The organism is Ignavibacteria bacterium, from assembly GCA_025612375.1.
Classification (GTDB): Bacteria; Bacteroidota; Ignavibacteria; order Ignavibacteriales; family SURF-24; genus JAAXKN01.
In genome coordinates, this window is sequence record JAAXKN010000048.1 from 1 (window position 1) to 12,065 (window position 12,065).

Consider the following 12,065-nt stretch of genomic DNA (forward strand, 5'->3'; position numbering starts at 1 on the left):
TATCTTAAACTTTTTCAATACCTTTTTCAATGACTTTGCACAGGTCCTGGGGAAGGTCCGACGTCCAACGTCCGACGGGGGGGGGGGGAAAAGGTCCGACGTCCAACGTCCTACGTCCGACGGGGGGGGAAAAGGTCCGACGTCCAACGTCCGACGTCCGACGGGGGGGAAAGAAGGTTGAGGAATTAAGCAGGGGATGAGGGCTCCCCTGCTTAAAATGGGGGATAAAATTATTTTGTTAGAATCATTTTTCTGGTCAGATGAATATTGCTGCCATCAAGGCGGTAGAAATAGATTCCTGAGGGAACATTGGATGCATTGAAAACGGCTTTGTGGTATCCTGCCGGGAGATCCTGGTTCAAGACCGTTGCAACCTCCTGCCCAAGCATGTTGAAAATTTTTATAGAATACATGCCTGCTTCAGGCACTGCAAATTCAATTGCAGTTGAAGGGTTAAACGGGTTCGGATAGTTCTGCCTGAGTATGAAATCCGAAGGCATAGATCCGTTATCACGCATATTGCTCAGAAGTCCCACTTGAACAGTTACGCTTGAGGAGTTATTCAAAGGATTAGAGTCCAGCGGGATACTTTCTGAAAGAGAGGCAGTATTTGTGAAGCTTTCAGGTCCCAGGACACCGCCATCCCAGGGATCGATATTAAACTGCCCTGAACCGGTTACAGATTTTCCAATGAGCTGCCCGGTTACGATTCCTGCCTTAAAATCCACAGCAGCCAAAGGAGCAAGAACGGTGCCTCTAAGATCCATTCCAGAGATACTGAGTGATTGAGCCTGGAAGAAGTTATAGATTACGCTATTTACCGCAGCGCCAATCAGATCCATGCCTCCTTTCAGGCTGAGATTATGCTCGCTGACATTTACAAGGACGGAGGAGCCTTTGGGGACATCAATTACAAAGTTATTTGCCGCTGAAAGGTCACTTCCTGAAACAGTAAATACATTCAGAAGCGGATCTGTTCCCTTAAGTGTAACGCTTCCCCACTCGAAGCGGGTTGAACCGTTCGGGAAAGTGGCTGAAAGTGTATTTGACAGGTTCTTCAGGAAGTTTCCGGCCGCCTGAAAATCAATAGGGTTGTCATGCCTTAATGTTCCGCCGGTAATTGAAACCGCGTACTGGGGCAGGTTTGTTGTTCCGCCATAAACCGCGTTTCCGTTATTTATAGATCCGCTTGTATAGACCAGGCTGCCGCCGACAATCAGAACGTCTCCGCTGTTTGGAGGCAGAAGATCGCCTACCGAGTAATTAGAGAGGGTTGCGTTTCCACCAACAGCAACTTTTCCCTGTGTATCGGCTGAGGGCTGGGTCATGTTTTCAAGGACAAACACATTAAAGCCTTTTGCCGCACCAAGGTTAACAAGATTTGATTCCAGCTCAGTACAATCAGCCTTTACATTTATTGTAAGAATGGCACTTTGCCCCTTTTCGAGGCTTCCGGCATTCCACTTACCCGTATTCTGATCATAAACGCCCTGTGAGGCAGTTGAGCTCACGAAATCCACACCTTCGGGCAGAACGTCGGCGACAACTACTGCCGAAGCGCTAAGCGGACCATTATTTTTTACCGTTATGGTATAGCTGAAAACTTCATCGCACTGAACATTTGTCTTGCTGGCAGTTTTTACAATTTCCAGATCGGTATCAAGCTGCCGGGAAATAAGAGCGCAATCGATAGAATAGTTGTCCGTTGTACCCGCAAAGTTAAAGCATTCTGTCTGTCCATCCGTCCTGAAATCAGAGTCGCTGGCGTCATTTGTTCCCTGATCCATCTTTCCAACAGAATAGTTACCGGGGATAATAACTTTCACGTAGTAATTCCCTTCCGGAACATCTTCAAAGAAATAGTATCCCTGAGAGTCTGTGGTGGTTTCTTTGATAAATTGGCCTGAGCAGTCGTAAAGCCGTACAGTTACATTCCCCACCCCGGTATTGCCGTCATCCTGTATGCCGTTATCATTTAAGTCCACCCACACATAATCGCCTATTGAAGCTTTTAGCGGGGGTTTATCTTCGGGGCACGTAAGAAAGCCGTTATTTTGGGTTCCGTCGTCGAAATTCTCATTGATGGCGGCTGCCACATCATTCAGGTCGGAGTAAGTATAATCCATTCCCGAGATGTCGGCACCTCCCAGGGCAGCATTTGCAATGGCGAAGAATTCAGCAACAGTTTTCCCCTGGAATTTACCCTCTGTAATTATAAGGTCGGTCAGATGAAGCGGTTTTGCAGGAAGAAGCAAGTCATTCGAGATATTGAGCTGCAAAGCCACCAGTTGAACGCCCAGATTACCTGATTCAGTTACAGAGGGATCGACATAGCTATAGTTTAATTTTCCGGGTGTGCCGCCGCGTCTAAGGTACAGAGCTGCTGCAGCTGAAGAAGTAAGTTTAATTGTATGTGTTCCGCCTACGGTAAGACCCTGCGGGAAAGCCAGAGGGAAGATGGAATCGCGTATAGAGCCGGGGTTATTTGAATGAGCATCGCTCCCCCATCCGCCTTTAGTGTAAGTAACAAACCTGCTGAGATCGCATTCATCCTGTGCGTTAGCTTCTTCACAAAAAGAAAGAACAAAGGACAGGATAAAGATAATACATAAGTATAAATTCTTCATTTCTCATGCTCCTATCGTAAGTCGTAATTTTAAGCATCGTATCTTAGTAAAGTCATTACTGCCTGTGCAATCTAAAAATGGAGCTGCCTTTTAGGGCAGCTCTGCAAGCCGTGGAAATTTCTTAAACATCACAAATAAATTACTTACTGAGCATCATCTTCCTTATCAGCATCACATTATTGCCGCTTAATCTGTAGATATACACGCCTGAAGGCATAGCAAATGCGTTAAAGGTAACCTTATGGTATCCTGGTGAAAGTTCACGGTTCAGGAGTGTTGATATTTCCTGGCCAAGCATATTGAATACCTTAAGAGAATACTTTCCTGCTTCAGGAAGCGAGAATCCTATAGTAGTTGAAGGATTAAACGGGTTCGGGTAGTTCTGTTCAAGGGTGAAATTTTCCGGCAAAGAGACTTCATCCACCCTGCTGGCATCGCCTGTATAAACAGTTACGCTTGCAGAGTTATTGCCGGGATTAATATCAGCCGGTTCGCAGATTGAGAGTGATGCAGTACTGGTATAGGTTTGGTCTTCAGAAGTATTGCCGGGTTCCGCAATATCTGCATCCCACAGAACATTATTAAACTGTCCTGATCCTGAAATTGATTTTACAATCAGCTGTCCGTTTACAATTCCGGACTGAAATTCCGCTGCGGCAAAAGGAGCGAGTATGGAGCCTTTTATGTCCACGCCCTGAATTTTTAGTGTTTGTGCCTGTAGGAAGTTATAAATGACCTTGTTTTGAGGAGCTCCAACCAGGCTCATGCCGCCGCTCCAGGTTAAATTAAGCCCGTTAACGTTAATCAATACAGAAGATCCATCGGGAACATTAATAATAAAGTACATGGCACCTGAAAACTCGCTTCCGGCGACATTAAATACATTCAGTGCGGGATCAGACCCCTTAAGTGTCAGTCCGCCCCACTGTGGCTGTGCAGTTCCGTTTGCAATTTTTCCATTCAAAGCTATTGAAAAGTTCCGGAGGTATGCTTTTGCGGCAACGAAATCTATCGGGCGGCCTTGTTTTAATGTTCCTCCTGTAATAGAGACCGCAGGCTGAGGAAGATTAGTAGTTCCGCCACAGACCACATTACCGTTTTTTACGGTTCCGCTTGTAAAGGTGAGGTTACCGCCTACAATAAGGACGTCACTGTTTTCAGCAGTGATATTTTCGCCTACTGAATAGCCTGTCAGGCTGGCATCTCCGCCGACTGCGACCTTACCCTGGGCAATAGAGTACGGGTGGTTCATATTCTCCAGGACAAAAACATTAAATCCTTCGGCAGCGCCTAGATCCGGGGAGTTTCCGTTCAGGTTAGTGCAATCTGATTTTAAATTTATAGTAAGCGCGGCACTCTGTCCTGCGTCAAGGCTGCCTATGGCCCACTCTCCAGTTGCCGGATTGTAGGTGCCAAAAGTGGCACTTGAATTAACGTAGACCGTCCCCTGAGGAAGGATATCGGAAACGACGACGGAATTAGCTTTCAGGGAGCCCGCGTTTTTTGCACTTACAGTAAATGTAAAAGAATCCCCGCATTGAATGTGAGTTTTGTCGGCAGTATTGGACACCTGTATATCTGCGCCATCAGCTTTTACCAGAGCGGCATCAATAGAATTGTTATCTGCCGAGGCCTCAAATGTAAAGCAGTCGGTCTGCCCGTCTGACTTAATGTCTGAATCGGCAGCGTCATCCTGTCCCTGATTCAGCTTACCGGCAATATATCCGTCAGGAAGAATAATCTTCACGAAGTAGTTTCCTTTAGTAACATCCGTAAAGAGGTAGCGGCCTTCGGAGTCTGTTTTGGACTCACGAATCAGCATACCGGTGCAATCGTGCAGTTCCACCTTAATATCGGAGAAGCCAGTTTCCCCTGAGTCCTGAATTCCGTTATCATTGTCATCCTTCCAGACTTTGTCCCCGAGGGAAGCTTTCAGTGCCGGGGCATTATCCGGGCAGGCAAGGAAGCCGTTATTAACCTTGCCGTTATTGAAATTGGCATTTATACTGGCGGCGGCATCGCTCAGGTCGGAGTAAGAAAAGCCTGAGCCAGAGATAGCGGATCCCCCAAGGGCTGAATTAGCGAGAGTGAAAAATTCAGCAACCGATTTTCCCTGGAATATACCCTGAGTAATGACGAGCTCAATGAGTTTGAAAGGTTTTTTTACAGGTGAAAGGCCGTCGGCAGAGATATTAAGCTGCAGAGCAACCAGATTGACGCCGAGCAAGCCCGATTCGGTTGCAGCGGGGTCGGTATAATTTTTAGTCAGTTTACCCGGAGCGTCGTCCCTGCGCAGGAAAGCTGCCACAGACTTAGAAGAAGTAAGTTTAATTGTAAATGTACCACCGACAGTAAGACCCTGCGGGAAAGCCTGGAGGAAGTAAATATCGCGGACAGTTCCGGCGTTATTTCCATCTGCATCAGCCGACCATTCCGTTTTAGAGAAAGTAACAAAGCCGCTAAGATCGCAATTATCCTGTGCTTTTACATTGCAAGAAAAAAGGAAGAGGAGGATAAAGCCCAGGCAAAAGTAATTTTTTTTCATTTCCGGCGCCCTCATATTCAGTAAGATTCGTCTTGGGAATCTCATTTCTTTTTCAGTGGTAAAAATCAAAACAAAGGGCTGCCTTATTCAGGCAGCCCTTTAGGATCAGTGAAGAATCTGCCAAGCTAAGCAGATTTCCGGAGGATGCGGAAATTACTTATTCAGCATCATCTTCTTCGTCATAACAACGTTGTTACCAGTTAATCTGTAGATATAGACACCAGAGGTTAACCTGCTGGCGTCGAATGTTACACTGTGATATCCAGCATTAAGTTCACCATTGATTAAAGTAGAAACTTCCTGACCTAGCATGTTGTATACCTTCATAACATACTGACCGGCAGCCGGGATATCAAAATTGATAGTGGTTGACGGGTTGAAGGGGTTCGGGAAGTTCTGGCGTAATGCAAATTCAGTCGGAACACCAGTTCTGGAATTAACACCGCCAACTGAAGTAATAAGAGGAACAGGTTTAAGTGCAGTTTCTCTGTTCAGGTCGAAACATGTTCCCTCGAGAGCCAAGCCTACGTTAACGCCGCTGTCGCTGCTTTCTTCTGATTTGCCTAATACATAGCCTTCAGGAATAATAATCTTCAGGTAATAGCTGTCTGCAAGAATGTCGCTGAAAGTATAGAAGCCCTCAGCATCTGTCTTAACAGACTTAATGGCAGTGCTCTCTCCGCATTTATGGAGTTCAACTGTTACGTCAGCCATGCCAGGTTCATCGTTATCCTTCTTGCCATTATTGTTTTTATCATTCCACACATAATTACCGAATGTGCAGGAAGCAGTATACATACCGGCATCCAGGGTCATATTATTCTGTCCCGGTCCTAAAGTAAAGTTAGCAGTAATCCATTTTTCGGGGCAGGGATCTGAATCGAGAGCGTCGTTTGCATCTGCATTCTGAGCCGTGAACTGATACTGAGCAGGCAGAATGAACTTCACATAGTAAGTAGTATTAGCCGGAACATTTGTGAAGAGGTACATTCCGTTCTCGTCAGTTACTTCTGTAGCAACCAAAGCACCGCCATCGCACTTATGGAGTTCGACAGTTATGCCGCAGATACCCTTTTCGCCGCAATCCTGAACGCCGTTCTTATTAGCGTCGTTCCATACAAAGTTACCAACCATACCAGCCTCAGGATCCTTCGGAATGAGGCCTGCATCGATGCAGGTAATGTTGTCGTTTGCATCAAGATTCAAGCATCTGGTAGTGCCGGTTTTCGGCCAGAAATCTGAATTCTCATCATAAGGAACACCTGCTCTACGGTACTGAGTAAGAAGGAAGCATGAAGGAGGAACTATCTTCAGGTAATAATGACCTGGTTCAATAGTTTCAAAGGAATAGTATCCGTTCTCGTCAGTCATAGTAGTTGCAACCAGTTTACCGTCGCCGTGGCTGCAGGTATAAGAGCCAGATTCCACCGTGAAGTCATCAGTTCTTCCAGCGCAGCTGCATTTTGAAACATAGAGCTGAACTGTAACACCGGGGACTCCAACTTCGCGAGGATCCATAACTCCGTCAGCATCGTCATCTCTCCAGACAAAGTTACCAACACTTGCAAATAATGTAGGATCGAAATAGAAACCAGCGTCTATAGTTCTATTTACTAATGGATCTCTATCTTCATCAGCGTTTATGCACCATGTTGTAACGTATGTATTGTCACCGCAAACTTTTGTAAATACATCAGAATCAACACTGCGGTCGTCGAGCACGTGCTTTTCAGTAGGAACCCAGCCATACGGGGCTGCGAATCTTATGAAGTAGTGGCCCGGCAGAAGATTGCTGAAAAGATATTTGCCATCGTCACCAGTGGTAACTGAACCAATCTTAATTCCATCGCACAGAGCGCCGTCGGTGCATGCAGTAGGTCTATTATGATCTGCGGTGCAGAGATAAAGTGTAGCCTTTATTCCTTTAAGTCCCGTTTCATTCATAGTCTGCAGTCCGTCTCTGTTAGCATCATTCCATACGAGGTCACCGATACCGGGGAGGTCGCAGCCTTCATGGCATACGGCGAAATCGATATCGAGGTTCTTCGTGCAGGCAGAAAACATCATGCATCCGGTAGTGTTTGTTTCATAAACGGGGTTGCATACGTCAGGGCAATTCGGTCTTGGAACAGTTCTGAATCCGTGAGGCAGGCAAACTTCAATGCAATACTCGCCAGGAATAAGTCCACTGAATTCATAGTTGCCGTTAAGGTCCGTAACTGTTTCCTCAAGGAATAAGCCCCTGCAGTGCCTTCTGTGAGAAGCTGCAGAAAGGTCAAGAATTCCATCTTCCGGAATAATGTCGCAGGCATAAAGTCTAATCCTAACGCCGGCAATTCCCTTCTCTTCGCAATCCATAACGCCATTGTGATTGCAGTCGTTAAATACCATGTCACCAATGGTTACGAGATCGCAGTCCTGAGGCTGGAAAAGACCAGCGTCCATACCCAAGCGATCATTTGATCCGCTACCCGGCAGAACAATAACGCCAGTGTGGCAAAGGTACGGGAAAATATCGGAATCTTTCTCGTCGCTTGTGCCCTGGAACATCGGGCTTACTGCCCAGGTATCATTAGGAAGAGTTACCTTTACAAAATAAAGACCCGCAGGGAGACCACCAAAGGAGTAGTTTCCGTTCAGATCTGTTTTTGTTTCAGCGAGCTTCGTTGATTGTGTATTCTGCAGTTCGCTAGCCGAAATCGGTGATGTTACTGAAGGACAGCCGTAAAGGGTAACAGTAACATCCGGAATACCAGGTTCGCCGGGATCCTGGATGCCGTTTTTGTTAAGATCATTCCATACCAGGTTTCCAATACAGTAATAAGTAGTCTGTGCCTGGACAAGCCCGGAAAGAACCCAGAAACATGCCATAATAAGCATGGCGAACACGTGTAACCTTTTCATCTCTCATCCTCCTAAAATTGATTAATGATTGTTTAATAGAACCCCAGATTTTCAGAACATATATTTTGAGCCAATTTACACGCATTATTATGAGGCCCAGTTTTGAGTGAGCCTTTCCGGTCATTTATTTAATTAGTTAAAGAACTCATTGGAAATACTGGAAACGTAAATATTATATTGTCGTCTTCTGAATTGTTTGAAATTTGCTGCAGGCTGATAGAAAATACAAAGCGGGGCACGGGTACAGAGGTTTTAATGCAGTTTGGCCCATCATTGCCAAAAAGCAACCTCTGGGCATTTCCATAATAAAAGCTGTCATAAACAATTGAAACAATTTCCATCTCGTACCCTGGCATTACTGCATAGTTTATCAATTCAGTTTGACTTTTATTCATAAATGCTTAATTCCGTCATTCAGGTTTTACAGCAATTTTGAACAATGACACAGTTTATTAAAGAACCTGTAACTTTCTGTTTTTCCGTACTAAACGCACTTCACCCTCAAACATAAAATGTCCAATTCCGCTTTATGAAACTTTAACTTAGTTTCACAAACCAGATTCTAAATACCATGATGAATTACTAAAGGGACAGGAACGAAACTATTCAACATCATAATTATTCAGATTCTTGATTGCCGCAGTATTTACACTAGCTCTCTGCCTTTGACAAAGAATCCTATCTGTCTTGCTCCTGGATCGAAGTATTTGAAGTCTACTTTTGGAGAAACGAAAGATTCATTTTCAGAGGCATGCTGCTGAAATGTATATCATAGAACTCCTTTCACGGTTACAAAATATTTACTGTTAATTATTGCTGAAGGTTAATTATTCGCTGCTAAAAAAGGAGTAACAAACCTTATTTAGTTCAGTTACTACTTTAAGGAAGGGAAATCATTTTGGAAAAGCAAGTGCAGGATTCACGTGAAATGCATATTGTGATATAGAACAAACATATTGCAACAAGGCACGGCATAAAAACACCCTTTGGGCCACAACAAGAGTAGGATATAAAGATATAAATGCAATTACGGGGTGAATTGCAAGTGTTTTTTTATCTTTGTGACAGCAAAACGCGAGCCCATCCGGGGTACAAAGTTTCAATTAAAAGCTTACCTGATTTCATATTGAACACTTCATTGTTATTTAGCACGTCAATAAAAGGCGAGTCAGAGAAAGAAGGTATATTCAGATCAAGACTAACAGGCTTATCGGATGAATTGAGCACAACAACCGCCGTTTCATTTTCCGTACGCCGCATAAATGCGAACTGCTGCATTGACACGTGCAGCTGCGTATAGTCACCGCGCCTAAGGGCTTTTGAGGAGTGGCGGACCTGTGAGAGGCGCGAAAGTGCTTTAGTTAATTCAGGCGTAAAGCCGTTAGTAAAATCTGCAAGGTTAAGTGAAGGGCGAAGCGGGTCGTCGCTGCCGTGATGTTTCTCACCCTTAACTGCCCACTCGCTTCCATAATAGACCGACGGCACGCCGGGCATTGTGAAAAGCAGGCAGTACAAGGGATAAATATGCACAGGGTCTTTTATAATGCTTGCAATACGGTTCACGTCGTGATTATCGGCAAAGGCGTAAAGCGGCATATTCCTGTACATTCCGCCCGTGCCGAACTGGCGGTTCAAGGAGTATGCAATTTCAAAATAATTCTTATCGTTAAGGCTTGAATAGAGGCCCTTATAGCACTCGTAGTTTGTAACAGAGTCGAGTGTTTGAGAGTTAACCCAGCGCCTGTAATCCCCGTGTATAATTTCGCCCATGAGCCAGAAATCTTTTTTCTTATGTTTGGTAACGAGGGCAAGATCCTGAAGGAATTTCATGTCAATACAATCAGCGGCATCAAGGCGAAGACCGTCTATTTCGAAATAGTCTATCCACATTCTTACCGCATCAAAGAGGTGTTCTCTGGTATCGTGGTTTTTCAGGTTCAGCTTTACGAGGTTATAGTGTCCGTTCCATCCCTCATAACTAAACGGGTCGCCAAGGGGACTCCTCTGGCTAAAATCAAGTCCATGGAACCAGCTTGAGTAAGGAGAAGACTGCATGTTCATCCGGAGGTCACGGAAAGCCCAGAAGCTGCGTCCCACGTGGTTGAACACGCCGTCCAAGATGACGCGGATTCCGTTTTGGTGAAGGGCCGCAATAAGGTTTTTAAGCTGTTCATTGTTACCCAGGCGTCTATCCACATGAAAGTAATCTGCTGTATCGTACCCGTGGGATGTAGATTCAAACAACGGGCCGAGGTAAAGCGCGTTTACGCCGAGGGATTTCATGTGGCCTATCCAGCCATAGATCTTATCCAGACGCGAGACGGGTTGTGAAAAGAAATCGTTATTTTTTGGTGCTCCGCAGAAGCCGAGCGGATATATATGATAAAAAACAGAATCGAATGACCAGTGCATGGGAAGCCTTTCAATTAAAAATTAAAAATTGCCGCCTTCAGCGGCGTTCGACGTTCGACGTTCAACGCTCGACGAAAGAAAATATTTTAAGAATAAATTCCATGGCTGAACTGATGGACAGCCTGGAATGCCGCTTGTGAATCCAGTTTTATATGATTGCCCAGGAAAAGCGTGATATAGTTATTAATAATTCCCAGGAATGTAAAAGCATAACGCTGATGCCTTCCTTTCATATTACCATGATTTTCTGCGGCATGTATAAACATTTCTGTCAGGATATTAATCAGATCCCTGTTGTATTTAGAGCATGCCTCAAGAGTTTCGCTTTCAGGTCCGGAAAAACACATTGCAAGCTGCATGCGGTAGAAATCCTTATTTTGCTTAGCGAATAAGAAAAAAGCCTCAGCCACATTCTGCAGTGTTTGAGGAAGATCGCCATAGTATTCCGCAGCAGAGCGTACAGACTGAATAAGAACATTAAAGTATTCTTCCAGCAGAGCATCGAGCAATCCCCTTTTGCTGCCGAAGTAGTGATAGAGAGTTGGTTTAGTAATACCCGCTTCATCTACTATCATCTGCACGCCGACGGCTTCATATCCCATAGAAGAAAAAAGCCTCAGAGCAACAGCCAGTATATTTTCCCTGTTATCCATTTTTTTATTCTTTCAATAAATTTACAATTGCAATATACCGATCGGTATAATAAAAAGCAAGAGGGAAACGTTCGACGTTCAACGTTCGACGGGAAGAAGAAGTTCGAGGTTATAGGTTATGGGGATTAAGGATGTAGACAAACTGGCCGGAGGAATTGCGGCGGCCTATCTTTGAAATAATATTATCTTCCCTGCTCATTAAATCAGAGGGAGGGTTTTCAATTTTTTCTGCGTCTATCGGTTCAACAGATTCCACCCGGTCCACGGCAATTGCAGAGTTCCGGCCTGATATTTCAGTTATCACAGCCATTTCCCTGTGCGTTCTTTTGAGTAACTGTCTTGTTTCCTCAAAAAGGCTCATAAGTTCCTTTAATTTTGTGCTGCGGGCATTTTCAATTACTTTAACTGCCTCGTCGGATTTACCCGCGGATTTAAGTTTTTCAACGGTAGAGCCGATGGAGTGGATCATTTTATGCGGGGCATCAAACTTTTCGAGCTGAAGGGAGAGTATATAATTTGCGGTTGTAAATGAATCGTACCACTTGCCGAAGGCACATTTATGAGGATCTGTTGTAAGCTTAAAAGGGCGGTTTTCAATTATTGAATTATGAAGTTCATTCATCCAGTTTTTGTGGTCCTCTTCACGCTGATGCAGAAGAGTGATCAAATCATCAAGTTCTTTTTCTGAGGATTCCATTGAAAGCCGTGCCCTGAGGTCAAGTACCGGCAATATAGCACCCCGGTTATTGAACACTCCCCTGACATTTGAGGACATATCAGGAAGCCGGGTTACACGGGGCAGTATAACGAGTTCACGAACGTACCGGCATGAAATAGCTATCAGTTGTTTTTTTACACCGCAAATTACAAAAGGCAGCTGCGGCCCTGAGAAATCTGTATCAAAGTTAACTGAAAACACCGAGT

General features: G+C 44.7%; 7 protein-coding genes. All 7 read right to left on the reverse strand.

Translation table 11 applies throughout. The features are described from left to right. Window positions 1-230: 230 nt before the first annotated feature. Window positions 231-2,627: a choice-of-anchor A family protein gene (locus HF312_18945; protein ID MCU7522301.1), complete on the reverse strand. Its 2,397-nt coding sequence runs from the start codon at window positions 2,625-2,627 to the stop codon at window positions 231-233. A gap of 139 nt (window positions 2,628-2,766) precedes the next feature. Then, entirely contained in the window at window positions 2,767-5,172 is a 2,406-nt protein-coding gene (locus tag HF312_18950) for a choice-of-anchor A family protein (protein MCU7522302.1), read from the reverse strand. Between the two features lie 153 nt (window positions 5,173-5,325). Continuing rightward, window positions 5,326-8,076, reverse strand: coding sequence for a T9SS type A sorting domain-containing protein (locus HF312_18955; GenBank protein MCU7522303.1), 2,751 nt, complete (start codon window positions 8,074-8,076; stop codon window positions 5,326-5,328). Window positions 8,077-8,204: 128 nt separating this feature from the next. After that, entirely contained in the window at window positions 8,205-8,471 is a 267-nt protein-coding gene (locus HF312_18960; protein MCU7522304.1) for a hypothetical protein, read from the reverse strand. 658 nt (window positions 8,472-9,129) lie between these two features. Further along, window positions 9,130-10,488 (reverse strand): alpha-amylase, encoded by a 1,359-nt coding sequence (locus HF312_18965; protein ID MCU7522305.1) that lies wholly within the window; start codon window positions 10,486-10,488, stop codon window positions 9,130-9,132. A gap of 86 nt (window positions 10,489-10,574) precedes the next feature. Then, window positions 10,575-11,141 (reverse strand): TetR/AcrR family transcriptional regulator, encoded by a 567-nt coding sequence (locus tag HF312_18970; GenBank protein ID MCU7522306.1) that lies wholly within the window; start codon window positions 11,139-11,141, stop codon window positions 10,575-10,577. Between the two features lie 109 nt (window positions 11,142-11,250). Further along, window positions 11,251-12,060 carry a hypothetical protein gene (locus HF312_18975; GenBank protein MCU7522307.1) on the reverse strand — a complete coding sequence of 270 codons (810 nt, stop codon included), beginning with the start codon at window positions 12,058-12,060 and terminating at the stop codon, window positions 11,251-11,253. Window positions 12,061-12,065 lie beyond the last annotated feature (5 nt).

Coding starts and splice junctions, on each gene's coding strand:
- HF312_18945 (MCU7522301.1), bottom strand. CDS start 2,627: ATGAAGAATTTATACTTATGTATTATCTTTATCCTGTCCTTTGTTCTT.
- HF312_18950 (MCU7522302.1), bottom strand. CDS start 5,172: ATGAAAAAAAATTACTTTTGCCTGGGCTTTATCCTCCTCTTCCTTTTT.
- HF312_18955 (MCU7522303.1), bottom strand. CDS start 8,076: ATGAAAAGGTTACACGTGTTCGCCATGCTTATTATGGCATGTTTCTGG.
- HF312_18960 (MCU7522304.1), bottom strand. CDS start 8,471: ATGAATAAAAGTCAAACTGAATTGATAAACTATGCAGTAATGCCAGGG.
- HF312_18965 (MCU7522305.1), bottom strand. CDS start 10,488: ATGCACTGGTCATTCGATTCTGTTTTTTATCATATATATCCGCTCGGC.
- HF312_18970 (MCU7522306.1), bottom strand. CDS start 11,141: ATGGATAACAGGGAAAATATACTGGCTGTTGCTCTGAGGCTTTTTTCT.